This is a genomic window from Streptomyces sp. NPDC031445 (assembly GCF_055581365.1).
Map to the genome: position 1 here is coordinate 108,511 of NZ_JBVIJO010000018.1, position 23,163 is coordinate 131,673.

Consider the following 23,163-nt stretch of genomic DNA (forward strand, 5'->3'; position numbering starts at 1 on the left):
CCGGTCAGCGCGGCCCGGCGTCCTGTTCGGCGAGGCGGTGGTCGGCCGTCCTGAGGGCCTCCTCCACCAGGCGCCGCACGTGTCCGTGGCGCAGTGAGTAGACCACCCGGCGGCCCTCCTTGCGGGTGTCCACCACGCCGGCCAGCCGCAGCCGGGCCAGGTGCTGGCTGACGGCCGGCCGGGCGGCGCCGCACGCCTCGGTGAGCGTGCCGACGTCGGCCTCGCCGGCCGCCAGGGTGTGCAGCAGGGCGAGCCGGGTGCGGTCGCCGAGCAGGGCGAGGAGTTCGGCGGCGAGCGCGAACTGCTCCTCGCCCGGGGTGCGCTCGTGCGCATGGTGCGCAGATGACAGGTGCATGCGTGCGCTCATACGCACATAATGGCTCCGTGGGCGCCGTGGCGTCCACTCCCGCCCACCGGAAGGGGATCGACGTGAGCGACCGGCACCCTCCTGAGCACGGCCCCCACGAGCACGGCCCGCACCAGCACGGCGGCCCGCACGAGCACGGCGATCCGCACGGGCACGCGCACGGCTCCCCCCGCCCGCGCCATCGCCTGGCCCATCTCCTCACCCCGCACTCCCACGAGACCGCCGGGAAAGTGGACGCCGCCTTGGAGTCCTCGGTGCGCGGCACGCGCGCGCTGTGGGTGTCGCTGGCCGTGCTGGGGGCGACCGCGCTGGCCCAGGCGGCCGTGGTGGCCGTGTCCGGGTCGGTGGCGCTGCTCGGGGACACGGTGCACAACGCGGCCGACGCGCTGACCGCCGTACCCCTCGGCATCGCCTTCGTGCTGGGCCGCCGGGCGGCGAACCGCCGGTTCACCTACGGGTACGGCCGCGCCGAGGACCTCGCGGGGCTGGTGATCGTGCTGACCATCGCCGCGTCGGCGGCGTTCGCCGCGTGGGCGGCCGTCGGCAGGCTGCTGGATCCGCGCCCGGTCGCGCAGGTGCCGGCGGTCGCGCTGGCCGCGCTGCTCGGCTTCGCGGGCAACGAGTGGGTGGCCCGGTACCGGATCCGGGTGGGCCGGGACATCGGCTCGGCCGCGCTCGTCGCCGACGGGCTGCACGCGCGTACCGACGGCTTCACCTCGCTGGCCGTGCTGCTGGGCGCCGGCGGGTCGGCGCTGGGATGGGACCTGGCCGACCCGCTCGTGGGGCTGGCGATCACGGCCGCGATCGTGCTGGTGCTGCGGGACGCGGCGCGGGAGGTGTTCCGGCGGGTGCTGGACGCCGTCGACCCGGCCCTGGTGGACCGGGCCGAACACGCGGCCCGCGCGGTTCCGGGCGTGCGTGGGGTGGGCGAGCTGCGCCTGCGCTGGATCGGGCACCGCCTGCGAGCCGAACTCACGGTGGTGGTGGACGGCGAGGCGACACTGCGCCAGGCCCACGCCATCGCCGTCGAGACCGAACACGCCCTGCTCCACGCGGTGCCCCGGCTGACGGCCGCCCTGGTCCACGCCGACCCGGCCCCTGTCCCCGGGGAGGCGGACCCCCACCTGACACTGGCCCACCACACGACGGCGTGAGCCGCGCCGGCGTGGGACAGGGCGGCGGGACGGCCGGGGTTCAGGCGATGCCCAGGCCGTCCAGCACCACCGCGCCGGGCAGCTCGGCCAGGGCCTTGCCGGGGACGAGGAGCTTGCCGCGGCGGCGGCCGCTGCCCACCAGGACGTAGGGCAGGTCGACGACGGCCGAGTCCAGCAGGACCGGCCAGCCCGTGGGCAGGCCGAGGGGGGTGATGCCGCCGTACTCCATGCCGGTTTCGCCGGTCGCCGTCTCCATCGAGGCGAACGACGCCTTGCGGGCGCCCAGTTGGCGCCGGACGATCCCGTTGACGTCGGCCCGCGTGGTGGAGAGGACGACACAGGCGGCGAGCGTCGTCTCGCCGGCCCGCTTGCCCGCGACGACGACACAGTTCGCCGACCGCTCCAGCAGGTCCCGGCCGTAGTGCTCCACGAACACGGCCGTGTCGGCCCACTGCGGCTCGGTGTCGACGTACAGGATCCGGTCGGCCGGGACCGCGCCCTGCCAGCCGCGTACGGCGTCGGCGACCGGGGCGGTCAGTTCGTCCAGGCAGTCCGGGGCGGGGGTCGCGGTGTCGAAGTCACCGATGGGTGCGCGCATGGCCGCACGCTAGCAAGGACCGCCCGCCCGCCGTAGAGGCGTCTCAGGGCACGGGCGGCACGGAGACGGCCATCACCATCTCCATCGGCTCCTCGCCCCGATTGCCGTACCGGTGCGGGACGTTGGCCTCGAAGGAGACACTCGCCCCGGCCGGGACGCGGTACTCCTCGCCCTCGACGGTGAGCGTCAGTTCACCCGCGGTGACGTGGACCAGTTCGATGGTGCCGCCGGGGTGCGGCTCGGAGGGGCTGCTCTCCCCGGGCATCAGGCGCCAGTCCCACATCTCCAGCGGTCCGGGCGCCTCGGTGCCGGCCAGGAGCCGGTTGTAGCTGCCGGCCTCGGTGTGCCACAGCCGTACGGCGCGCTCGGCGGGGACCACCCGGACCCTGGGGCCCTGCTCGTAGTCGAGGAGGGTCGTGATGCTGACGCCCAGGGCGTCGCCGATCTTGACGACCGTGCCGATGCTGGGGTTGGTGCGCGCCTGCTCGATCTGGATGAGCATGCCGCGGCTGACACCCGCCCGGGCGGCGAGCACGTCGAGCGTGAAGCCGCGCACCGAGCGCCAGTGCCTGACGTTGCGCGCCAGGGACTGGGTCAGGAGTTCGAGGTCCGACACGTTGCGTCCAATATCCGGGAAGTCCAGTATTTTCGATGGCCTGGTTCAATGAGTTGAACTACGGTGGGGTGCACCTGATCGTTCACCGAACTGTACTGCGAGGCCGGTCGTGACAGCATTCTTCGCCCTGACCACCAGCCTGCTGTGGGGGCTGGCCGACTTCGGCGGCGGACTGCTGACCCGGCGCACCCCGGCGCTCACGGTCGTGGTGGTCTCGCAGGCCGTCGCGGCGGCCGTCCTGGGCGTGATCGTGCTCGCCACGGGCGGATGGGCCGAGGCCGGACCCCGGCTGTGGTTCGCGTTCGCGGCGGGCCTGGCGGGGCCGGTGGCCCTGCTCTCCTTCTACCAGGCCCTCGCCCTCGGCCCCATGGGCGTGGTCTCGCCCCTCGCCACCCTCAGCGTCGCGGTCCCTCTCGGCGTCGGCCTCGCCCTGGGCGAGCGGCCGGGGCTGCTCCAGGTCGCGGGGATCGCCGTCGCCGTCACCGGGGTCGTCCTCGCCGGCGGCCCGCAGCTGGGCGGCGCGGCCGTGCAGCGGCGCGCGGTCCTGCTCACGCTGGTCGCGGCGCTGGGCTTCGGCACGGTGTTCGCGCTGATCACGGAAGCCTCACAGAACGTCACGGGCCTGTTCCTCGCCCTGTTCGTGCAACGGCTGACGAACGTCGCGGTGGGCGGGGCCGCGCTCGCCGTCTCGGTCCGGCGCGGCGGCACCGCCCTGCCGGAGGGCGGCTTCCCCTGGGCCTCGCTGCCCGCGCTGGCCTTCGTCGGACTCGCCGACGTCGCGGCCAACGGCACGTACGCCGTCGCCGCGCGGAGCGGCCCGGTCACCGTCGCGGCCGTGCTCGCCTCGCTCTATCCGGTGGTGACCGCGCTGGCCGCGCGCGGCTTCCTCAGCGAGCGGCTGCGCGCCGTCCAGGCGGCGGGCGCGGGCCTGGCCCTGCTGGGCACGCTGCTGCTGGCCACGGGCTGAGCCGGCGCTCGTCAGCCCTCCGGCTCCAGCGCGGCCAGCCGGGCCACCGCGTCCTCGTCCAGATCCGCGAGCGCCCGCAGCTGCCCCGGCGTCATGCCGTCCGGGATCGGCACCGGGGCGGGGGTCCGCAGCGGCGGCTGCCAGCCCTCGTCGGGCGTCCAGCGCCGTACGACCCTGGCGGGCGCGCCCGCCACCACCGCGTGGTCGGGCACGGTGCCCCGCACCACCGCGCCGGCCGCCACGACCACGTTCCGGCCGATCCGCGCGCCCGGCAGGATCACCGCGCCGGTGCCGATCCAGCAGCCCGGCCCGATCTCGACGGGCTCCATCCGCGGCCACTGCCTGCCGATGGGCTCGTGCGGGTCGTCGTAGGAGTGGTTGGTGGAGGTGACGTAGACGTACGGGCCGAAGTAGCAGTCGCTGCCGATGGTGACGGTGGTGTCCGCGATGACATGGCTGCCGCGGCCGAGGACCACGCCGTCGCCGATGCGCAGGATCGGCTCCGGGCCGAGGTCCAGGTCGGGCATCAGACCGGCGGTGAGGGTGACCTGCTCGGCGATGATGCAGTGGGAGCCGAGCCGGATCCAGGGTTCGCCGAAGACCGTGCCGAGCGGGAAGGCCAGCCGGGTGGCCTCGCCGAGGGAGGCGAAGCGGAAGCCCGCGGGCCGCTCGGCCGTGACGGACCCGTTGCGCTGCATCCAGGACCAGGCCGCGTGTACGGCTCGCTGGGCGAGGCCCTGTCGCCAGGACGAGAACGTGTTCTTGCGCTTCGGCACGGGGTCACGTTACTCACCGGTTGCTCGCGGCGGAGAGTACGGGCCGCTGTGATCTTTGCCCCACCAGGTGTCGTACGGTGCCGTGTACCGCTGACACGAGGAGACGGTGATGACGCACAAGGCGCTGATCGTGGGTATCGGGGGCAAGGAGCCGCGGGTCGACCCGGAGGCGTTCGTGGCGCCCACGGCGTCCGTGATCGGGGACGTCACCCTGCACGCGGGGGCCAGTGTCTGGTATGGGGCCGTGGTGCGCGGCGACGTCGAGAAGATCACCGTGGGGGCGCGGGCCAACGTGCAGGACAACGTCACCCTGCACGCCGACCCCGGGTTCCCCGTCACCGTCGGGGAGCGGGTGTCCATCGGGCACAACGCGGTGGTGCACGGGGCGACCGTCGAGGACGACTGCCTCATCGGGATGGGGGCGACCGTGCTCAACGGGGCGGTGATCGGCGCGGGCTCGCTGGTCGCGGCTCAGGCGCTGGTGCCGCAGGGGATGGTGGTGCCCGCGGGCTCGCTGGTGGCGGGGGTGCCGGCGAAGGTGAAGCGGCCCCTGTCCGAGGAGGAGCGGGAGGGGGTCACCCTCAACGGCACCCTGTACGCCGAGCTGGGCAAGGCCCACAAGGACGTGCACCAGTAGCGGCGTTCGCGGAGGCGGGGCGCCTCCCCGCCGGGCGCCTCAGTCGCCGGCGCCCACCGGTTCCGCTTCCCGCTGGTCCGGCTGCGCCTTCTTCGCCTTGCGCCTGATGATCAGCATGGAGGCCAGGCCGATCAGCACCGCCACTCCCAGGCCCACGTACGAGAAGCGCTTCAGCCAGTCCTCGGCGACGATGCCCACGTAGTAGATGACGGCCGTCGTGCCACCGGCCCAGCAGATGCCGCCGAGGACGTTGGCGATCAGGAACTTCCAGTACGGCATGTGCAGGACGCCCGCGAGGGGACCCGCGAAGATGCGCAGCAGGGCGACGAAGCGGCCGAAGAACACCGCCCACATGCCCCACTTCTCGAAGGAGCGCTCGGCGGTGGCCACATGGCCCGCGCTGAAGTGACGTGGGAACTTCCGGGCGAGCCAGGCCAGCAACGGGCGTCCGCCCTTGCGGCCGATGGCGTAGCCGACGGAGTCGCCGACCACCGCGCCCGCGGTCGCGCAGGCGCCGAGCACCACCGGGTTGACACCCGAGTGCTGGGAGGACAACAGCGCCGCGGAGACCAGGATGATCTCCCCCGGCAGCGGGATGCCCAGGCTCTCCAGACCGATCACCAGGGCCACCGCGGCGTAGACGGCGATCGCCGGCACCGAGTCGAGCCATTCCTGGACGTGCACCGCCGGTCCTCCCCTGTCGCTGTCCTTGCCCGCCGGGCCGCCGCATGTAAAGCGCGTCCCAAGGGAAGGCTACCTGGTCGGCGGTGAACGGCCGCTCGCCCGCACCCGGCCGGCGGCACCGTCCCTTACGCTTCCGGCCATCCCGGTGTCACGCGGGAGGGGAAGGCTCTCCGCGGTTCCGCCCGGCCCGCCTCCCCCAGGCCCCCGCCGAGGGGCCCACCGCGGAAGGACGACGTCCCGTGTCCTCACTGCCGCCCTCCCGCTCGCTGCCCCCGGCCGCGGCTCCCCCTCCCGGTCCCGCCGCGCCGGCCCCGCCGGTCACCGGCGCGCCTCCCGGAACCACGACCGCGGCCACGGTCCGGCCGGTGTCCCGGAAGTCCGCCCGGCCGGTCCGGCTGGCCCTGTGCCTGGCACCCCTGCTGCTCGCCGCGGGCTGGGCCGTGGCCAACCGGCCCGTGGTGTACGAGGGGGTACGGCGGCTGGTCGCGGCCGACCCGGGGTGGCTGCTGGCCGGAGCCGGGCTCACCTGTCTGACCTGGGTGGCCGCCTCCTGCGCCCGGCAGGGAGCGCTGCCCGACCGGTTGCCGCCCGGGCTGCTGCTGGCCTCGCAGTTCGCCGCCGGCGCCGCCAACCACGCGCTCCCCGCCGGGCTCGGCGCACATGCGGTCACCCTGCGCTTCCTGCGCGGGCGGGGCGTACCGCTGGAGCGGGCGACGGCGTCGATCGGGTTGTACTCGCTGGCCCGGTCCACGGCGAAGACGCTGGTCCTGCTGGTGTTCCTGGCGGTCTCCCCGGCCTGGCGGCGCCTCGGGGACCTGGTCCCCGACGGACGGCTGCTGGTGCCGCTCGCCGCCGTCGCGGGCGGCGCGGCCGCCGTGGCCGGGGTGCTGCTGACGGTCGTACGGCCGTTACGGCGGCCGGTGACCGGGCTGCTGCGCTCCGCCCTGGCCGATGCGCGCGCGGTGCACTCCCGGCCCTGCCGGGTGCTCGCCCTGTGGGGCGGGGCGGTCGCGATGCCGCTGGTGCAGGCGGGCACGCTGGCCTGCGTCGGGGCCTCGCTCGGGCTGGGGCTGCCGTGGGAACAGGTGGTGCTGGCCCACCTGGCGGCGGGCACGGCCGCCGGGGCGGTGCCGGCGCCGGGCGGGCTGGCGGTCGACGCGGCGCTGGTGTGGACGCTGGTCACGTTCGGGGCGGGGCCCGCGGTGGCGACGGCCACGGTGATCGGGTACCGGGTGCTGTCGGACTGGGTGCCGTTGCTGCCGGGGGCGCTGGTGCTGTCGGTGCTGATCCGGGCGGAGGTGCTGTGAGCGGGTGCGTCTCGACGCGCGGGTCGCCACCGGCTCGCGGGCGAGGAGCGCCTCCTGTACGACGGCACCGCCGCGTGCGTCGGGATGCTGGGCATCGAGGGCGACGAGTTCCGCCTGGACTGAGCACGCACCCTCAAGGGCGCGGCCCCAGCGACGCCCTGGACCGGCCCGGGAGTCGCTGGGGTGCGGGGCTCACTTCTGCTGGTCGGCCGGGCGCAGGGTCCACACGACGGTCATCTCGCCGGTCACGGCGCCGTCCGCGCGCCGGATCTCGACGGACACGGGGAACTCGGGGCGCTGTCCGGCGTCCAGTTCGGCGACGACCTCGGCGGCCGGGCGGCCCAGCGTGGCGGTCGCGGTGACGACACCCATGGCCAGCTTCTTGTAGGCGATCTCGGCGCGCACGGCGAGCGGCACCGCCCGCGTCAACTGGTCCCCGAAGGCGGCCAGCACGATCGCGCCGCTGGCCGACTCCCCGAGGGTGAACATCGCGCCGGCGTGCGGGCCGCCCACGTGGTTGTGGTACGCGCTCTGGTCCGGCAGGGAGACCACGGCCCTGTCGGGCGCGGTGTCGAGGAACTCCAGGCCGAGGGTGCGGGCCATGGGCACGGTGGCGGCGAGCATGTCGCCGATGGACATCTGGTCTGCGCTCATGACCCCCATGTTACTCACGAGTAGCAGAGCCTGACCAGGGATGCCACTAGGGTTACGGGCCATGTGGCCAGATCAGCAGCCGCCAGGGGGCGCGCCCAACCCGCAGCAGAACCAGCAGAACCAGCAGCCGAACCAGCAGAACAACCCGTATCAGCAGCCTGGTTACCAGCAGCCGAACCCGTACCAGCAGCCCGGCTACCAGCAGTACCCGCAGGCGGGCCCGTACGGACAGCAGCCGCAGACCGGCCCGTACGGACAGCAGCCGCATTGGGGGCAGCCGGGGCAGGGCCCCGGCGCGCCCGTGCCCCAGCCCCCGCGGGGCGGTGACGGCCGCACGAAGCTCGTGGCCATCGTGGCGGCCACGGCGGTCGTCGTCACCGCCGCCGTGACCGGCTATCTGGTGCTGGGCGGTTCGAAGGACGACGAGGCGGACAACGGCAAGGGCGGACGGCGCACGAGCGCGTCGCCGACGGCCACCGGGCCCGCCTCGCCCGCGTCGTCCGCGGCCGGTGACCCGCGCGGCAACGAGACCGCGAAGCCGACCGTGGCCGGCTGGAAGGTCGTGGTCAATCCCAAGTACGGCACGGCCTTCGACGTACCCGCCGACTGGGAGGTGCAGCGGCCCGGCGTCTTCTCCTTCTTCGAGGACGAGAAGAAAGGCGACGGCTCCGCGTACATCGGCTTCTCCGGCACCACGTTCCTGAAGCCGGACTACTGCACCTCCGAGGACAAGGGCACCAAGGAGTCGCACGCGCTCGCGGCCGGCGGCACCAAGGGCGAGAACGGCGCCAAGGACACCGCGAGCATCGCTCGCGGCGACTCGGCCACCTTCGTCTTCGGCGGCTACACCGACCAGTCGGAGGCCGCCAAGAAGTACCTGCGGATCGGCAAGGCGAAGTCCTTCACCACGGCGTCGGGCGTGCACGGCAGCGTCGCGACGTCGTACGTGATCGGCGCGCCGAAGAAGAACAAGTGCGACACCGACGGCAAGGCCACCACGTTCGCCTTCAAGAACTCCACGGGCAGCTTCGTCTCCTGGACGTTCTACGGCGCGAAGGGCGTCAAGGACGAAGTGCCCGACGCGACCATGGACAAGATCCTCAGCACCGTGCGGCTGCACGGCGACCCGATCGCGGACTGACCCCGGCGGGGACCGCATCCCGCCCGCGGCGCCCGCGAAACCGACTTGGCACAGCGGGAGCCGGGCGGGGATAGTCGGCCGGTGACCCAGACCCCCGGCTCCCCCGCCCGCACCCGTGGCCCCGCCTGGGCGGGGCGCAACTACTCCCTGCTCACCGCGGCCGCCATCGTGACGAGCCTCGGCGCGAACGGCTCGCTCATCGCCGCCGCGTTCGCCGTGCTGGAGTCGGGCGGCGACGGCGGGGACGTCGGCCTGGTCGCCGCGTCCCGCACGCTGCCGCTGGTGGTCTTCCTGCTCATCGGCGGCGCGGTCGCGGACCGGCTGCCCCGGCACCGGGTGATGGTCGCAGCCAACACGCTCAACTGCCTGTCCCAGGCGGCGTTCGCGGCCCTCGTCCTCGCCGGTGATCCCAGGCTCTGGCAGATGATGCTGCTCACCGCGCTCGGCGGCACCGGTCAGGCGTTCTTCGGCCCCGCCGCGGAGGGCATGCTGATGTCCTGTGTGGAGGGCGCACAGGCGGGCCGCGCGTTCGCCGTCTTCCGCATGGCCACCCAGGGCGCGGCGCTCGGCGGCGCGGCACTGGGCGGCGCCCTGGTCGCGGCCGTCGGCCCCGGCTGGGTGCTCGCGCTCGACGCGGCGGCCTTCGCCGTCGCCGCCGCACTGCGCTCCTTCCTCGACGTCGGCCACATCCCGCCGCGCGCGCCGGGCGGGGGCCTGCTGGCCGATCTCCGCGAGGGCTGGCGGGAGTTCACCGGCCGGCCCTGGCTGTGGGGCGTCGTCGTGCAGTTCTCGATCGCCAACGCGGTGGTCGGCGCGGCCGACGCGGTCTACGGTCCCCTCGTCGCCCGGGACAGCCTGGGCGGCGCGGGGCCCTGGGGCCTGGCGCTGGCCGCGTTCGGCGCGGGCACGGTGGCCGGCGCGCTGCTGATGATCCGCTGGAAGCCCCGCCGGCTGCTGTTCGCCGGCACGCTGTGTGTCTTCCCGCTGGCCCTGCCGGGGGCCGCGCTGGCCGTGCCGGTGCCGGTGGGCGTGCTGTACGGGGTGATGTTCGTCGCGGGTACGACGGTGGAGGTGTTCGGCGTCTCCTGGATGACGGCGCTGCACCAGGAGATCCCCGAGGACAAGCTCTCCCGGGTCTCGGCCTACGACTGGTTCGGCTCGGTCTCGCTCATGCCGCTCGCCACGGCCCTGGCCGGCCCGGCCGAGGCCGCCGTCGGCCGCACGGCCGCCCTGTGGGGCTGTGCCGGCCTGGTGGTCCTGGTCACCGCCCTGGTGCTGCTGGTCCCGGACGTCCGCCGTCTCACCCGCCGCACGCACCCGGTCACCGGCTCCCCGACACCCTCAGCCGATGCCGAACGAGCCGTCAGGGGCTTCGACTGACGGCGCACCCCGTTCCACCCCCGCCGGACCGGCATCGCCGGGGCCGCGACCGGCGCGAGGCCACCACCACCGCGTTCCCGAACCACCGCCCGCACGGCACGCCCGGCCCCGACGCCCTCAGCCGATGCCGAACGAGCCGTCGGGGGGCTCGGGTGACGGTACGGCGTCCGCGTCCTCCACCGGCCGCGCCGCACCGATGAACTCCCGCACCGCCGCTCCGTGTTCCACCCGCGCCGGAAAGACGTCCGCCGCGGCTCGCCGGGCCGGCGTCGCGGTGTCCAGCGGCCGGTGCGAGGCGACGACCACCGCGTTCCCGAACCGCCGCCCGCGCAGCACGGCCGGCTCCGCGATCAGCGCCAGCTCCTCGAACACGGACGCCAGCGCGGCCAGTTGGGACCGCAGGAACGCGAACGGCGCCGCGTCCGCGAGGTTGGCCAGGTACACCCCGTCGGCCCGCAGCACCCGCTCGGCCTCACGGACGTAGGCGAGCGTGGTCAGGTGCGCCGGCACCCGCGATCCGCCGAAGACGTCGGCGATCAGCACGTCGGCGTGGTCGTCCGGCGCGCCTTCCAGCCACGCCCGGGCATCGGCCGCGTGCAGCGTGATGCCCGAGCCCGCCGGCAGCGGCAGCCGCTCGGTGACCAGTTCCAGCAGGCCCCGGTCGGCCTCGACGACGTCCTGCCGGGAGCCGGGGCGGGTGGCGGCCAGGTAGCGGGGAAGCGTGAGCGCGCCGCCGCCCAGGTGCACCGCGTCCACCGCCCGCCCGGTCGCGGCCACGGCGTCCAGGACGTACCCCAGCCGCCGTGCGTACTCGAACTCCAGGTACTCCGGATCGTCGAGGTCGACGTACGACTGCGGTGCCCCGTCGACCGTGAGCAGCCAGGCCCGCTCACGGTCGACGTCGGGCATCAGCTTGGCGGTGCCGTGATCGGTGGTGCGGGTGACGGGTATCGATGCGTTCACCTCTCCATTGTCGGTGTCCGCGGCCCCGGCCCTTCACCCCACGGCGACGACCGTCCCCGCTCCCACGGTCCGCCCGCCCTCACGGATCGCGAAGCCGAGCCCCGGCTCCAACGGCACCTCCCGTCCCAGCTCGACGCTCATCTCGACCGTGTCCCCCGGCCGGGCCACGGCCACCTCGCCGAGGTCCACGGAGCCCACGACGTCCGCCGTCCTGATGTAGAACTGCGGCCGGTACCCGCTGACGACCGGCGTCGTACGGCCCCCCTCCCGCGCGGACAGCACGTACACCCGCGCGGTGAAGCGCCGGCCCGGCACCACGCTGCCCGGCGCCGCGACCACGTGCCCGCGCCGGACGGCGTCCCGGGGCACCCCGCGCAGCAGCAGCGCCACGTTGTCGCCGGCCTGCGCCTCCTCCATGGGCTTGCCGAAGGTCTCGATGCCGGTGACCACGGTCTCGGTGTCCGCGCCCAGCACCGTCACCCGGTCGCCCAGCCGGAGGGTCCCGCGCTCCACGGCCCCGGTCACGACCGTGCCGCGCCCGGTGATGGTCAGCACGTTCTCGACCGGCAGCAGGAACGGCGCGTCCAGGTACCGCTCCGGCACCGGCACGTAGGTGTCCACGGCGTCGAGCAGCGCCTCGACGGACGCCGTCCAGCGCGGGTCGCCCTCCAGGGCCCGCAGCCCGGAGACGCGGACGACGGGTACGGCGTCGCCCGGGTACCCCTGGGCGGTGAGCAGGTCGCGGACCTCCAGTTCGACCAGGTCGGTCAGTTCCTCGTCACCCGCGTCGGCCTTGTTCAGCGCGACCACGATGTGGTCGACGCCTACCTGCCGGGCGAGCAGGACGTGTTCGGCGGTCTGCGGCATGATCCCGTCGAGCGCGGAGACGACCAGGACGGCGCCGTCGAGCTGGGCGGCGCCGGTGACCATGTTCTTCACGTAGTCGGCGTGGCCCGGCATGTCGACGTGGGCGTAGTGCCGGGTGTCGGTCTCGTACTCGACGTGGGCGATGTTGATCGTGATGCCGCGGGCGGCTTCCTCCGGGGCGCGGTCGATGCGGTCGAACGGGACGAAGGTGCCGGTGCCGCGCTCCGCGAGGACCTTGGTGATGGCGGCGGTCAGGGTGGTCTTGCCGTGGTCGACGTGACCCATGGTGCCGATGTTCAGGTGCGGCTTGGTGCGCACGTAGGCCGTTTTGGACATGGCTGTACCTCGAAGCCTCTCAGCCGTGACAGAAGACGCGGGACCCCGGGGACCGGCCGACCCTCCCCCTGCGGGGTCCGCCGGACGGTCCGGGGAGGGTCAGCTTCGGGCGCCGTCGACGGCGGCCGCGAGGTGCGGGACGGCAGCCTTCGGAGCATCCGCGACGGCGGATGCTGCGACGTGGAAGGCGTACCGGAACATGCCGTCGATCATCGCCGACGGCACGTCCGGCGTCGAATGGTTTTCCGGCTCCGTTCGCTGCCGCGATGTCGATGCCGGATACACCGACCCTTCCCGACGTGGCTTGCGACGCCTTGCGGACGGGCGTTCCCTGGAAGAGGGGGTGACGCTCGACGCGGAGGTGACAGACGTGAAAGCCGTCGTCTACGAAGAGCCTTTCAGCGTGGTGGTGAAGGAGGTCCAGGACCCTCGCATCCAGCACCCCAACGACGTCCTCGTACGGGTCACGTCGACCGCCATATGCGGGTCGGACCTGCACATGTACGAGGGCCGCACGGCGGCCGAGGCGGGCATCGTCTTCGGGCACGAGAACCTGGGCATCGTCGAGGAGGTCGGCGACGGGGTGACCTCCCTGTCCGAGGGTGACCGCGTCGTGATGCCCTTCAACGTCGCCTGTGGATTCTGCAAGAACTGTCTCGTCGGGAAGACCGGGTTCTGCCTGACGGTCAACCCCGGATTCGCCGGCGGGGCCTACGGTTACGTGGCGATGGGGCCGTTCATCGGCGGGCAGGCCGAGCGGCTGCGGGTGCCGTACGCCGACTTCAACTGCCTGAAGCTGCCCCCGGGCGACGAGTTCGAGACGGACTTCGTGCTGCTCGCGGACATCTTCCCGACCGGCTATCACGGTTGCGAACTCGCCCAGGTGTCCCCTGGTGAGTCCGTGGCCGTCTACGGCGCCGGACCGGTGGGCCTGATGGCCGCCTACTCGGCGCTGCTGCGCGGTGCGGCGAAGGTCTTCTCCGTCGACCGGGTGCCCGAGCGGCTGGCCAAGGCGGAGGAGATGGGGGCCATCCCCATCGACTTCACCCAGGGCGACCCGGCGGAGCAGATCAAGGAGCAGACCGGAGGTGAGGGCACCGACAAGGGCGTCGACGCCGTCGGCTACCAGGCCCAGAGCCACGACGCCAGCCACGAGGAACCCGCCATCGTCCTCAACGAGTTGGTCGAGACGGTACGCCCGACCGGCATGCTCGGCGTACCGGGTCTGTACGTGCCCTCGGACCCCGGCGGCCCCGACGAGCACGCCAAGAAGGGCCAGCTGCTGGTCTCCATCGGCCGGATGTTCGAGAAGGGCCAGCAGATGGGCACCGGCCAGTGCAACGTGAAGCGGTACAACCGCCAGCTGCGCGACATGATCATCGCCGGGCGGGCCAAGCCCAGTTTCGTGGTCTCCCACGAGCTGCCGCTGGACCAGGCACCGCAGGCGTACGAGAAGTTCGACAAGCGGATCGAGGGCTACACCAAGGTGGTCCTGCACCCCGGTCACGCCCTGGCCGCGTGAGACACGGGTCCAGGCGCCCTGAACGCCTGGACCCCTTCTCGTCCGCCCCCCTCCACCGGCGCCCCCGGGTGGCGCCGGTGCCGTCCCGTGACGGTCCCGGGACACAGCTGACGGCGATCACACACGTTCGTCGGCTAATGTCATCGGATGCTCGATGCCAACCGCTCTGGCACCGCCACGGCCTCTCCCCAGGCCGCCGCCCAGGAGCTCGTCGTCCCCGTTCTCCCGCTGCGCCCCGCCGGGTTGGCGGCCCGCTGCACGCGTGCGCTGCTGTCCCCGTACGCGCGTCTGTCGCTGCTGGTCGCCCTGCTCGTGGGCGCCGCCGCGTGCGTGCTGCTGTTCGAGCCGCAGCGGCTGCTGACGCACGGCTGGCCGCCACAGCTCGGCGGGGCCGCGGCGGCCGTCGTGTTCGCGGCGGCGTACGGACTGTGCACCGTGGCGTTCGTGCCGCGCCCCTTGCTGAACCTGGCCGCGGGCGCGCTGTTCGGCTCGCAGCTGGGACTGGCCACCGCGCTGACGGGCACGGTGCTCGGGTCCGGGGTGGCCTTCGGGCTGGGCCGGCTGCTCGGGCAGGACGCGCTGCGCCCGCTGCTGCGGGGGCGCTGGCTGCGCGCGGCCGACGGGCAGCTCAGCCGGCACGGGTTCCGGTCCATGCTGGCCCTGCGGCTCTTCCCCGGGGTGCCGTTCTGGGCGGCGAACTACTGCGCGGCCGTCTCCCGCATGGGCTGGCTGCCCTTCCTGCTGGCCACCGGTCTGGGCTCGATCCCCAACACGGCCGCCTACGCCGTCGCCGGCGCCCGCGCCTCGGCACCGACCTCCCCGGCCTTCCTGATCGCGATGGCCTGCATCGCCGTACCGGCGCTGGCGGGCACGGTGGTGGCCTGGCGCAAGCGCCACCAGTTGCGCGGCCGGTGAGCGGCGGCGCCCGTCCGCCGGGGAGGGCCTTCCATGTGGTCCAGCGTCATCGCCGTGGCCGGCACGCTGCTCGGCGGCGCGTTCACCGCGCTGCTCCAGTCCCGGCGTGAGCGGGCCGCCCGCGCCGAGCGGAGGGCCGAGGCGCTGCGCGTGGCGCTGGGCGAACTGGTGGCGGCCCTGGGTGACCACCGGCGGGCCCTGTGGCACCGCGAGGACCTGCGCCTGAACGGCGCGGGCCAGGACGTCACCGAGGCGGCACGGGCGGCGTCCCACGCCACCCGCTCCGCCGTCACCGCCCCCTTGGTCGCGGTGTCCGTTCTCGAACCGTCCCTGGCGCCGGCGGCCCGCCAGGCGGCCCTGGCCGCGTTCGGCCTGCGCGACGCCGCCGACCACACCGTGCTGGCCGCGCGCCGGGAGGCGGCCATCGCCGCGACCGACGAGCTGGTGGCCGCCGCCGGGCGGGCCATGGCCTGGTGACCGGCGGTCCGGCGCTGTCCTGACCGCTCGGCTCCCTTGCCGGGGCTCCGGGCTCAGACGCCTTCCAGGATCATCGCGTTGGCGAGCCCGCCCGCCTCGCACATGGTCTGCAGGGCGTAGCGGGCGCCGCGTTCGCGCATCGCGTGGACCAGGGTCGTGGTCAGGCGGGTGCCGCTGGCGCCGAGGGGGTGGCCGAGGGCGATGGCGCCGCCGTGCACGTTGACCTTGGCCAGGTCGGCGCCGGTCTCCTGCTGCCAGGCGAGCACCACGCTGGAGAAGGCCTCGTTGACCTCGAACAGGTCGATGTCGTCCAGCTTCAGTCCGGCCCGGCGCAGCACCTTCTCGGTGGCCGGGACGACCCCGGTGAGCATGAGCAGCGGGTCGGATCCCGTCACGGCGAAGCTGTGGAGGCGGGCCAGCGGGCGCAGGCCGAGCCGGGCCGCGGTGTCGCCGGAGGTGATCAGGACGGCCGAGGCGCCGTCGTTGACGGGGCTCGCGTTGCCCGCGGTGACGTTCCACTCGATCTGCGGGAAGCGCTCGGCGAAGCCGGGGTCGTAGTAGGCGGGCCTGAGTCCGGCGAGGATCTCGGGGGTGCTGTCCGGGCGGACGCACTCGTCGCGGGCGACGCCGTCGAGGGGGGCGACCTCGGCGTCGAAGAGTCCCGCCCGCCACGCGGCGGCGGCCTTGTGGTGCGAGGAGACGGCGAACTCGTCCATCCGCGCGCGCGAGAGGGACCACTTGGCGGCGATGAGTTCGGCGCTGATCCCCTGCGGGACCAGGCCGTCCGGGTAGCGCTCGGCGACGCCGGGCCCGAACGGGTCCTTGCCGGCGGGCACGTTGGACCACATCGGCACCCGGCTCATCGACTCCACACCGCAGGCGACCACGAGGTCGTACGCGCCGGAGATCACGCCCTGTGCGGCGAAGTGGACGGCCTGCTGGGAGGAGCCGCACTGGCGGTCGACGGTGGTCGCCGGGACGGACTCGGGGAGGCCCGCGGCGAGCACGGCGTACCGGGTGGTGTTCATGGCCTGCTCGCCGACCTGGTCGACGGTGCCGCCGATCACGTCGTCGATCAGCGCCGGGTCGACGCCGGAGCGCTCGACCAGGGTGCGCAGGGTGTGCGCGAGGAGTCGCACGGGGTGGACGTGGGCGAGGGAGCCGTTCGGCTTGCCCTTGCCGACGGGGGTGCGTACGGCTTCGACGATGACCGCGTCTCGCATGGCGCCGGCCTCCAGCTTCATCGGACGAGCTACCGGTGAGTAGGAAATACGAACTCACCATAGCCCCTCGGGTTGGAAATTCAAACCCTCCTCTAGACTGACCGCATGGCCGCCACGAAGGATTCGCGTCCCTGCTCCATCGCCGATGCCCTCGCGGTCGTCGGCGAGAAGTACTCCCTGCTCGTCCTGCGGGAGGTGTGCCTGGGCAACGGCCGCTTCGACCAGCTCGTGCGCAACATCGGCGCCCCGCGCGACATCCTGTCCACCCGGCTGCGCCGCCTGGTGGAGGCCGGCATCCTCACCAAGCGCCTCTACAGCGAGCGCCCCCAGCGCTTCGAGTACCGGCCCACGCAGGCCGGGCTGGAGCTGGAGCCCGTCCTGATGACCCTCAAGGAGTGGGGCGACCGGCACCTGCGCAAGGGCGTCGACCTGCCCATGGTCGTCGAGCACAGCTGCGGCGAGGAACTGGTGCCGGTGGTCACCTGCCGGGCCTGCGGCGACCCTGTGCGCCACGAGGACCTGACGGCCCGTCCGCAGACCCCCGGGTGGACCGTCACCGGGCCGTCGGCCGCCTAGCGCGCCCGGCGGCCTCCAGCAGGGACCTCGCCGTCGCGCTGCCGGCGGGGCCCGCTACGCTTCCTCCGTCACATGATCACCTCTTCACCCCTCAGCGCTTGGACGCCATACCTTCATGTCTTGGTTTGAATCCCTCGTCCTCGGACTCGTCCAGGGGCTGACCGAGTTCCTGCCCGTCTCCTCCAGCGCGCACCTGCGGCTGACCGCGGCGTTCTCGGGCTGGAAGGACCCGGGGGCGGCCTTCACGGCCATCACGCAGATCGGCACGGAGGCCGCGGTCCTCATCTACTTCCGCAAGGACATCGGCCGGATCATCTCGTCCTGGTTCCGTTCGCTGTTCGACAAGGCGATGCGGCGCGACCACGACGCGCAGATGGGCTGGCTGGTGATCGTCGGCTCCATCCCGATCGGGCTGCTGGGCGTGACGCTGAAGGACCAGATCGAGGGGCCGTTCCGCGATCTGCGGATCACCGCCACCATGCTCATCGTCGTCGGCGTGGTCATCGGCATCGCCGACCGGCTGGCGGCCCGCGACGAGACCGGCGGCCGGCACCGGGCGCCCAAGCAGCGCAAGACGCTGGAGAACCTCGGCGTCAAGGACGGCCTGATCTTCGGCCTCTGCCAGGCCTGCGCCCTCATCCCCGGCGTCTCCCGCTCCGGCGCGACCATCAGCGGCGGCCTGTTCATGGGCTACCGGCGCGAGGCCGCGGCCCGCTACTCCTTCCTGCTCGCCATCCCGGCCGTCCTCGCCTCCGGCGCCTTCGAGGTGAAGGACTCGCTGGGCGAGGGCCATGTGGACTGGCCGCCCACCCTGTTCGCGACGGTGATCGCGTTCGCCTCGGGCTACGCCGTCATCGCGTGGTTCATGAAGTGGATCTCCAACAAGAGCTTCATGCCGTTCGTCTGGTACCGCATCGCCCTCGGCCTCGTGATCATCGCCCTGGTCGGCGTCGGCGCGCTGAGCCCGCACGCGGCGGAGTCGGCCGGCTGACCCGACCGCCCCACCCTCTCTGTTTCGGACATCTTCGCGCCCGCGGCGGCCCGCCCACGACCTGGGCAACGCCCCGCGGGCGCCGCCCTGTTCGCCGCCACGAACGGATGACGGGCCGCGACCGGTGACCAACCCCATACCTTCTGCGTAGCCACCCGGTAGCGCACGGTCAGCCCTTGCCCCTAGGCTGGTCGCCATGTCCCCCGAATCCCCGTCCCCTGGTTCCGTGCGCTCCGCTGCCGAGGTGAACGAGCAGATCCGGGCGCTGTGGCTGCGTGCGGCCGGCACCCTGTCGGCCCAGGAGCGCGCGGAGTACGAGCTGCTGGTGATCGAGTGGGCCGAGGCGATCCGCGCCGAGGTCTTCGAGGCGGCCTGACCCGGTCCGGCGCGCCCTGGCCGGCACCCGCGTCCCCGCGGGCCTCCCGCCGCCCCCTACGCCCGCAGACGGGCCAGTACCTCGTCGGCCACCGGATACGGCCGCTCCTGCGGCAGCAGCCCCTTCGCCCGCTCCAGCTCCCCCGCCCGCACCAGCCCGTGGATCTCCGTGGCCAGCGGCGTGACGTCCTCGATGCCGACGATCCACTCGTCGGCGTACCGGGCCGCCGCCTCTCCTGCGAGGCCGAGCTGCAACGACCGGTGCGGCAGCGGGTTCAGGTGCAGATCCCGCTCCGGGTCCCACTGCACCCGGGCGGGGCAGCGCGCCAACTCCGCCTTCCAGGCGGCCTGGCCGGCGTGTAGCGCGGGCACGTAGTGGGACAGGCAGGCGTGGCGCAGGGCCCACTCGAGGCCGTCCCGGCGGATCTCGACGGCCAGGACGGTCTCCTGGTTCTCCTTGGTGCCCCAGCCGCAGCGGTACATCATCCACAGGAACGACGGCTTGATCCAGGTCATCCGGTCCCGCTTCCAGGCGGACGGGAAGCGTCCGGCGCGGGCGGCGGCCCGGCCGATCTCCGGGCGGTACGCCTGGTAGACGGTGACCGTGGTCTCGGTGTGCCGGGCGCGGACGCGGAACCGGGGCTCCGTGCCGACGAGTTGGTCGTTCTGTTCGTTCACCGGGACAGGTTCGGCCGTGCGACCCGCCCGGCGCCACCGAATATTCACCCCGCACACCTCTTGGCTGCGCGCCCGCCGTGCCCAACACTGTGCCGATGACCCAGCGTGCGGAGTTCGCGACCGTGAGGGACCGCCTGGCCGTGGACGACCTGGTCACCGCGTACGCGGTGGCGGTGGACGACGGCGACTGGACGGCGTACCGAGGACTGTTCACGGCGGACGGACGCGCCGACTACCGCTCGGCGGGCGGTGTGGAGGGCGACGCCGGCCGGGTCGCCGCGTGGCTCGCCGAGAACCTGGCCCCGCTCGCCGTGCGCCAGCACCTGATCGTCAACCGCCGGGTCCGCTTCGGCGTCCTGGACCAGGACACCGGCGACACCGCCCGCGTGCGCGCCGACTACCTCAATCCCATGGGCTTCACCGACCCCGGCGGTTCCGCCGCCCCGGACCTCGTGTGCGGCGGCCGCTACGACTTCGGGCTCCTGCGCACCGCTGAAGGCTGGCGCCTGAGCGAGGTCGTCGCACACGAGAAGTGGCGCCGCGGTCCGGGCGCCCCGTAACGGCGCGAGCCCGCGAGGGGCGCGGGGCGGCAGCGCGCCGAACGGCCGCCGGCCCCCGGCCGGAAGGCGCACGGCCTCCCCCTCACCGCGCACACTGGACCCATCGCTGGGTAGGGAGGCTCCCTATGAGAACGATCAATCGCTGGCTGACCTCCCCCTGGCGCCGCTCGGCCGCCGCCGCCCTCGCCGGCGCCCTGCCGGTGCTGTCGTTCCCGGCCCCCTCGCTGTGGTGGTTCGCGTACATCGCGCTGGTGCCGTGGATCCTGCTCGCCCGCTCCGCGCCGACCGGGCGACGGGCCGCGTACGACGGCTGGTGGGGCGGCGTCGGCTTCCTGACGGCCGTCCACCACTGGCTGCTGCCGAGCCTGCACGTGTTCATCTTCCTGATCGCCGCCCTGCTGGGCCTGCTCTGGGCGCCCTGGGGCCTGCTGGTGCGCCGGTTCCTGGGCGGGGCGCCGTCGGCGGGCCGGTGCGCCGCCGCGCTGGTGGTGCTCCCCTCGGCCTGGCTGGCGGTGGAACTGGTCCGGTCCTGGCAGGGGCTCGGCGGGCCGTGGGGCATGCTCGGCGCCAGCCAGTGGCAGGTGGGGCCGGCGCTGCGGCTGGCCTCGGTCGGCGGTGTCTGGCTGCTCAGCTTCCTGGTGGTGGCCGTCAACGTGGCCGTGGCCGTGCTGGTCGCCGTCCGCGCGTCGCGGGTGCCGGCGGTGGCCTCGCTGGTCGCCACGGCCGCCGCGACCACGGCCGCGTGGGCCTGGGCGCCGCGCCCGGACGTCGACGGGCGGGTGCGGATCGCCGTCGTCCAGCCGGGGATGGTGGCCGGACAGGACAGCGGTGACAAGCGGTTCGACCAGGAGGAGCGGCTGACCCGGCGGCTCGCCGGGCAGGGGGCCGACCTGGTGGTGTGGGGCGAGTCCAGCGTCGGCTTCGACCTGGACGACCGCCCCGACCTGGCCCGGCGGCTCGCCGCGCTGTCCCGCGAGACCGGCGCCGACGTACTGGTCAACGTGGACGCCCGCCGCTCGGACCGGCCCGGCATCTACAAGAGTTCGGTGCTGGTCGGCCCGGACGGCCCGACCGGCGACCGGTACGACAAGATGCGGCTGGTCCCGTTCGGCGAGTACATACCGGCCCGTTCGCTGCTCGGCTGGGCCACCTCGGTGGGCCGGGCCGCCGGCGAGGACCGGCACCGCGGCTCGGGACAGACCGTGATGAACGTCGGGCACGGGCTGCGGATCGGCCCGCTGATCTGCTTCGAGACCGCGTTCCCCGACATGAGCCGGCACCTCGCCGAGGACGGTGCGGACGTCCTCCTCGGCCAGTCGTCCACCTCGTCCTTCCAGCACAGCTGGGCGCCGGAGCAGCACGCCTCGCTGGCCGCGCTGCGCGCCGCGGAGACCGGCCGCCCGATGGTGCACGCCACCCTCACGGGCGTCTCGGCGGTGTACGGCCCGGACGGGCAGCGCCTCGGCCCCTGGCTCGGCACCGGCGCGAGCACCGCGCGCGTGTACGAGGTCCCGCTCGCGCACGGCGTCACACCGTACGTCCGCTACGGCGACTGGCCGGTGGACGCGGCGCTGCTGGTGCTGGCCACGCTGTGCGTGACCGAGGGGGCGCGGGCGCTCAGGCTGCGCCGCAGCGGTCCTGAACCGCTCGGACCACCCGCTCGCACAGTTCATGGGTCGCCAGCGCGTCCCTGGCGCTGAGCGGCTTCCCGGCCCGCACGGCGTCGAGGAACGTGAGGGCCGCCTGCTCGATGCCGCGCTGGCGGGCCACCGGAACCCAGTCGCCACGCCGGCGCACGGTCGGCTGCCCCTTGTGGTCGATCACCTCGGCGAGGTTGACCACCTGGCGCTTGGTGTCCTGTCCGGACACCTCCAGGATCTCCTCGGTGGAGCCGCTGAGCCGGTTCATCACGCCGAGCGCGGTGAAGCCGTCGCCGCCGAGCTGGAGCACGACGTGGTGCAGCAGCCCGCCCTCGGCGCGGGCGCGCACGGTGACGTCGTCGACCGGGCCCGGCACCAGGAAGCGCAGGGTGTCGACGACGTGGATGAAGTCGTCCAGGATCATCGAGCGCGGTTCCTCGGGCAGGCCGACCCGGTTCTTCTGCATGAGGATCAGCTCGCGCGGGTGGTCCAGGCACTGGGCGTAGCCGGGGGCGTACCGACGGTTGAAGCCGACGGACAGCGACACGCCCCGCCGCTCGGCGAGTCCCACGAGCCGTTCGGAGTCGGCGAGTTCGTAGGCGAGGGGCTTGTCCACGTACGTCGGCACACCGGCCTCCAGCAGCCGGGTGACGATCTCGGGGTGGACGGCGGTGGGGGCGTGCACGAAGGCCGCGTCCAGACCGGCGGCGAGCAGCGAGTCCAGGGTGGTGTGCCGCTGCTCCCGGGGCAGGTGCAGGCTGTCGCCGACCCGCTCCAGGGTGGCGGGCGTGCGGGTCTGCAGGTGCAGGTCGACCCCCGGCTGCGCGCCGAGCACCGGCAGATACGCCTTCTGCGCGATGTCCCCGAGTCCGATGCAGCCGACCTTCACGTGCTCTCTCCTACGGCTTGCCCGCGTGTTTCCTGCCGGAAGCATACGGGGGCCGTCGTCCGGCGATGCCGCCGAAGCCGGTGGGGGGAGGGGGGTCCTCCAGTCCCGCACGGGCCGTCGGCGGCGGATGGACGTCAGCTTCGGTACGGCGCGTCCCCCGGCGGAGGGTACACGGCCACCCGTACGGGGATCGGATCCGGTGTCCCCGGTGCCAACGCGGCCGCCGGCCCAGCAGAGTTGCGCGGGTGCATCGAACGACGACCACCGCAGCGCTTCTGGTCACCGTGGCCGTCTCGGCCCTCTCCGGCTGTGTGACGGTGCGGCACGCGGGGCCGGCGGCACCGCCGCCGGACAGCGCGCCCTCGCAGCCGGCGGCGCCCCGGCCGGACGGCAGCGCGGAGCCCCGGGTGGTGCAGGCACCGGTCCGCGAGGCGCTGGAGAGGACCGGCCCGTCCCGGGGTCCGGAGCGCACCGGGCCGCCCGGCCGGCACCGGGCCCCGGCCGCGCCCGAGGTCACCCGCCGCCCGCCGGCCCCGCCCGGGCCCGCGCTCCCGGCCCCCTCCCGCCGGCCGCACACCCCCGTGCCCCTCCCACGCCCGGCGGTGACCGGTCCTGCTGATGTCTGCGCCCTGGGCACGACGTACGGCGGCTGGCAGCGGGACAGTCCGCAAGCGCGGATCTGCGCACAGGCCTACGGCCGCCGGCCGGCGACCCGGACGCGGTGAACCCCCAGGGTCTTTCCTTTGGATCAGGCCGGCATGATCCGAACGAGAGGCCCTAGTAGTGCTTCGTTACGTCGTGTGATCTTTCCTGGTGGTGGGCATCTTCTCCGATATGAGGCTGGGGGAGGTGGAACGGCTCCGGGGTGAG

Annotated in this window: 27 protein-coding genes; 15 read left to right on the forward strand and 12 right to left on the reverse strand. The window is 73.9% G+C overall.

The features are described from left to right. Positions 1–4 precede the first annotated feature (4 nt). Complete coding sequence (locus ACZ5DC_RS36205; protein ID WP_468659996.1) at positions 5–367, reverse strand: ArsR/SmtB family transcription factor; 363 nt, start codon at positions 365–367, stop codon at positions 5–7. A 62-nt stretch (positions 368–429) separates the two neighbouring features. On the opposite strand from ACZ5DC_RS36205, the gene ACZ5DC_RS36210 reads away from it, so the two are divergent. After that, positions 430–1,521, forward strand: a complete 1,092-nt coding sequence (locus ACZ5DC_RS36210) for a cation diffusion facilitator family transporter (protein ID WP_468660042.1) — start codon at positions 430–432, stop codon at positions 1,519–1,521. Between the two features lie 40 nt (positions 1,522–1,561). Here the strand turns inward: ACZ5DC_RS36210 and ACZ5DC_RS36215 are convergent, their stop codons facing one another. Together ACZ5DC_RS36215 and ACZ5DC_RS36220 are read right to left on the reverse strand one after the other, a co-directional pair. Continuing rightward, complete coding sequence (locus tag ACZ5DC_RS36215; protein WP_468659998.1) at positions 1,562–2,119, reverse strand: YbaK/EbsC family protein; 558 nt, start codon at positions 2,117–2,119, stop codon at positions 1,562–1,564. A 43-nt stretch (positions 2,120–2,162) separates the two neighbouring features. After that, a complete protein-coding gene (locus ACZ5DC_RS36220; protein ID WP_030339850.1) occupies positions 2,163–2,735 on the reverse strand; it encodes a helix-turn-helix domain-containing protein in 573 nt (190 codons plus the stop codon). Positions 2,736–2,844: 109 nt separating this feature from the next. On the opposite strand from ACZ5DC_RS36220, the gene ACZ5DC_RS36225 reads away from it, so the two are divergent. Next, complete coding sequence (locus ACZ5DC_RS36225; RefSeq protein WP_468660000.1) at positions 2,845–3,702, forward strand: EamA family transporter; 858 nt, start codon at positions 2,845–2,847, stop codon at positions 3,700–3,702. A gap of 11 nt (positions 3,703–3,713) precedes the next feature. On the opposite strand, the gene ACZ5DC_RS36230 is transcribed toward ACZ5DC_RS36225, so the two are convergent. Then, positions 3,714–4,478, reverse strand: coding sequence for an acyltransferase (locus tag ACZ5DC_RS36230; RefSeq protein ID WP_468660002.1), 765 nt, complete (start codon positions 4,476–4,478; stop codon positions 3,714–3,716). Between the two features lie 109 nt (positions 4,479–4,587). Between ACZ5DC_RS36230 and ACZ5DC_RS36235 the strand changes: the two genes are divergently transcribed. After that, the gene (locus ACZ5DC_RS36235; protein ID WP_468660004.1) at positions 4,588–5,115 is read left to right on the forward strand and encodes a gamma carbonic anhydrase family protein; all 528 of its coding nucleotides are present in this window, start codon (positions 4,588–4,590) and stop codon (positions 5,113–5,115) included. A 39-nt stretch (positions 5,116–5,154) separates the two neighbouring features. Here ACZ5DC_RS36235 and ACZ5DC_RS36240 read toward each other — a convergent pair whose 3' ends face one another. Continuing rightward, entirely contained in the window at positions 5,155–5,799 is a 645-nt protein-coding gene (locus tag ACZ5DC_RS36240) for a DedA family protein (RefSeq protein WP_366751750.1), read from the reverse strand. Positions 5,800–6,038: 239 nt separating this feature from the next. Between ACZ5DC_RS36240 and ACZ5DC_RS36245 the strand changes: the two genes are divergently transcribed. Then, a complete protein-coding gene (locus ACZ5DC_RS36245; RefSeq protein ID WP_468660007.1) occupies positions 6,039–7,106 on the forward strand; it encodes a lysylphosphatidylglycerol synthase transmembrane domain-containing protein in 1,068 nt (355 codons plus the stop codon). 192 nt (positions 7,107–7,298) lie between these two features. Here the strand turns inward: ACZ5DC_RS36245 and ACZ5DC_RS36250 are convergent, their stop codons facing one another. Then, positions 7,299–7,760 carry a DUF4442 domain-containing protein gene (locus ACZ5DC_RS36250; RefSeq protein ID WP_468660009.1) on the reverse strand — a complete coding sequence of 154 codons (462 nt, stop codon included), beginning with the start codon at positions 7,758–7,760 and terminating at the stop codon, positions 7,299–7,301. A gap of 61 nt (positions 7,761–7,821) precedes the next feature. On the opposite strand from ACZ5DC_RS36250, the gene ACZ5DC_RS36255 reads away from it, so the two are divergent. Together ACZ5DC_RS36255 and ACZ5DC_RS36260 are read left to right on the forward strand one after the other, a co-directional pair. Then, positions 7,822–8,901, forward strand: a complete 1,080-nt coding sequence (locus tag ACZ5DC_RS36255; protein ID WP_468660011.1) for a DUF8017 domain-containing protein — start codon at positions 7,822–7,824, stop codon at positions 8,899–8,901. Between the two features lie 81 nt (positions 8,902–8,982). Continuing rightward, complete coding sequence (locus ACZ5DC_RS36260; protein ID WP_468660013.1) at positions 8,983–10,281, forward strand: MFS transporter; 1,299 nt, start codon at positions 8,983–8,985, stop codon at positions 10,279–10,281. Positions 10,282–10,398: 117 nt separating this feature from the next. Here the strand turns inward: ACZ5DC_RS36260 and ACZ5DC_RS36265 are convergent, their stop codons facing one another. The 3 genes from ACZ5DC_RS36265 to ACZ5DC_RS36275 all read right to left on the reverse strand — a co-directional run bounded on the left by ACZ5DC_RS36265 (position 10,399) and on the right by ACZ5DC_RS36275 (position 12,732). Next, positions 10,399–11,244, reverse strand: a complete 846-nt coding sequence (locus tag ACZ5DC_RS36265) for a spermidine synthase (RefSeq protein ID WP_468660015.1) — start codon at positions 11,242–11,244, stop codon at positions 10,399–10,401. Positions 11,245–11,277: 33 nt separating this feature from the next. After that, positions 11,278–12,447 carry an elongation factor Tu gene (gene tuf, locus ACZ5DC_RS36270; RefSeq protein ID WP_468660017.1) on the reverse strand — a complete coding sequence of 390 codons (1,170 nt, stop codon included), beginning with the start codon at positions 12,445–12,447 and terminating at the stop codon, positions 11,278–11,280. Positions 12,448–12,546: 99 nt separating this feature from the next. Next, positions 12,547–12,732, reverse strand: coding sequence for a hypothetical protein (locus ACZ5DC_RS36275; RefSeq protein ID WP_468660048.1), 186 nt, complete (start codon positions 12,730–12,732; stop codon positions 12,547–12,549). A gap of 85 nt (positions 12,733–12,817) precedes the next feature. Between ACZ5DC_RS36275 and ACZ5DC_RS36280 the strand changes: the two genes are divergently transcribed. From ACZ5DC_RS36280 to ACZ5DC_RS36290, 3 genes are all read left to right on the forward strand, one after another. Continuing rightward, complete coding sequence (locus ACZ5DC_RS36280) at positions 12,818–13,969, forward strand: glutathione-independent formaldehyde dehydrogenase (RefSeq protein ID WP_468660044.1); 1,152 nt, start codon at positions 12,818–12,820, stop codon at positions 13,967–13,969. A 147-nt stretch (positions 13,970–14,116) separates the two neighbouring features. Next, complete coding sequence (locus ACZ5DC_RS36285; RefSeq protein ID WP_468660019.1) at positions 14,117–14,884, forward strand: TVP38/TMEM64 family protein; 768 nt, start codon at positions 14,117–14,119, stop codon at positions 14,882–14,884. A 33-nt stretch (positions 14,885–14,917) separates the two neighbouring features. After that, a complete protein-coding gene (locus tag ACZ5DC_RS36290) occupies positions 14,918–15,361 on the forward strand; it encodes a protein kilB (protein WP_468660021.1) in 444 nt (147 codons plus the stop codon). Positions 15,362–15,414: 53 nt separating this feature from the next. Here the strand turns inward: ACZ5DC_RS36290 and ACZ5DC_RS36295 are convergent, their stop codons facing one another. Next, on the reverse strand, positions 15,415–16,584 hold the full coding sequence (locus ACZ5DC_RS36295) for a thiolase family protein (RefSeq protein ID WP_468660023.1): 1,170 nt from the start codon (positions 16,582–16,584) through the stop codon (positions 15,415–15,417). 105 nt (positions 16,585–16,689) lie between these two features. Here ACZ5DC_RS36295 and ACZ5DC_RS36300 point away from each other — a divergent pair, with 105 nt between their 5' ends. The 3 genes from ACZ5DC_RS36300 (at position 16,690) to ACZ5DC_RS36310 (ending at position 18,527) form a co-directional block, all read left to right on the forward strand. Further along, complete coding sequence (locus ACZ5DC_RS36300; RefSeq protein WP_171158398.1) at positions 16,690–17,160, forward strand: winged helix-turn-helix transcriptional regulator; 471 nt, start codon at positions 16,690–16,692, stop codon at positions 17,158–17,160. A 115-nt stretch (positions 17,161–17,275) separates the two neighbouring features. Next, positions 17,276–18,151: an undecaprenyl-diphosphate phosphatase gene (locus tag ACZ5DC_RS36305; protein ID WP_468660025.1), complete on the forward strand. Its 876-nt coding sequence runs from the start codon at positions 17,276–17,278 to the stop codon at positions 18,149–18,151. A gap of 196 nt (positions 18,152–18,347) precedes the next feature. Then, a complete protein-coding gene (locus ACZ5DC_RS36310) occupies positions 18,348–18,527 on the forward strand; it encodes a hypothetical protein (protein WP_366751762.1) in 180 nt (59 codons plus the stop codon). Positions 18,528–18,583: 56 nt separating this feature from the next. Here ACZ5DC_RS36310 and ACZ5DC_RS36315 read toward each other — a convergent pair whose 3' ends face one another. After that, positions 18,584–19,204 (reverse strand): DUF4291 domain-containing protein, encoded by a 621-nt coding sequence (locus tag ACZ5DC_RS36315; protein WP_468660028.1) that lies wholly within the window; start codon positions 19,202–19,204, stop codon positions 18,584–18,586. Positions 19,205–19,299: 95 nt separating this feature from the next. Between ACZ5DC_RS36315 and ACZ5DC_RS36320 the strand changes: the two genes are divergently transcribed. Then, entirely contained in the window at positions 19,300–19,764 is a 465-nt protein-coding gene (locus ACZ5DC_RS36320) for a nuclear transport factor 2 family protein (protein ID WP_468660030.1), read from the forward strand. 125 nt (positions 19,765–19,889) lie between these two features. Then, positions 19,890–21,464, forward strand: coding sequence for an apolipoprotein N-acyltransferase (gene lnt, locus ACZ5DC_RS36325; protein ID WP_468660032.1), 1,575 nt, complete (start codon positions 19,890–19,892; stop codon positions 21,462–21,464). Here lnt and ACZ5DC_RS36330 read toward each other — a convergent pair. Beyond that, entirely contained in the window at positions 21,382–22,293 is a 912-nt protein-coding gene (locus ACZ5DC_RS36330) for a Gfo/Idh/MocA family protein (protein ID WP_468660034.1), read from the reverse strand. The two genes, lnt and ACZ5DC_RS36330, sit on opposite strands and share 83 nt — an antisense overlap. 245 nt (positions 22,294–22,538) lie before the next feature. Between ACZ5DC_RS36330 and ACZ5DC_RS36335 the strand changes: the two genes are divergently transcribed. After that, positions 22,539–23,018 carry a hypothetical protein gene (locus ACZ5DC_RS36335; protein WP_468660036.1) on the forward strand — a complete coding sequence of 160 codons (480 nt, stop codon included), beginning with the start codon at positions 22,539–22,541 and terminating at the stop codon, positions 23,016–23,018. Positions 23,019–23,163 lie beyond the last annotated feature (145 nt).